This is a genomic window from Arthrobacter sp. HMWF013 (assembly GCF_003061105.1).
Taxonomy (GTDB): Bacteria; Actinomycetota; Actinomycetes; order Actinomycetales; family Micrococcaceae; genus Arthrobacter.
This window is the reverse complement of record NZ_QAIQ01000545.1, coordinates 3,165-3,865: the sequence shown is the minus strand read 5'-3', so window position 1 is coordinate 3,865 and position 701 is coordinate 3,165. Positions and strand designations below refer to the sequence as shown.

Annotated in this window: 1 protein-coding gene; it reads right to left on the bottom strand. The window is 63.3% G+C overall.

Annotated features, from left to right (window positions below):
- Positions 1 to 153: 153 nt before the first annotated feature.
- Positions 154 to 701 (bottom strand): MDR family NADP-dependent oxidoreductase (locus tag DBR22_RS24790; protein ID WP_258229298.1); only part of this gene is annotated, 548 nt, incomplete at its 5' end.

Genomic DNA, 701 nt, shown 5'->3' with positions numbered 1-701 from the left:
AATTCAATGAGTGTCCGTTTCTACACTGAAATTCTGTTTTCACTGAGGGCTTCGCAGCACTGCGCCGGAGCGCACTGATACACCACACTTTAGTGGGCTGCACCACAGCCGCTACCACATCGGGGCTGGATCCTGGAGATTGTTGAGAACTTGTTACCAACGGGTAGGCAGCCCCTCGACCTGCGGGAGCGACGGCTGGAGGCGTACCAGCATCTTGCCGGTATTTACACCCTCGAGCAGATCCATGAACGCCTGCGGAGCGTTTTCCAGACCGTCAACAACCGTCTCGTCGTAGCGGACTGAGCCATCCGCCAGCCAGGCGGCCATCTTCTCGAAGAACTCGGCCCGGTGCTGGCGCTGGCCACTGACCAGGAAGCCCCGGAGGGTGAGCTGTTTGCCGATGGCGACCGCGAGGTTCCGGGGAGCCGGAGAAGGTTCTGTGGCGTTGTACTGCGCGATGGCACCGCACATGGCGACGCGGCCGCCGACGCTGAGTTCGGCCAGGGCCGCTTCCAGGTGGTCCCCGCCGACGTTGTCGAAGTAGACGTCAATCCCCTGGCCGTTCGCAGCGGCCTTGAGCTGCTCGCGGACCGGGGCATCGCGGTAGTTGAAGGCGGCATCGAAGCCCAACTCCAGGAGCCGCTCCACCTTTTCCGGCGTTCCGGCGCTGCCGATGACCCGGGAGGCACCCATGGCCTTGG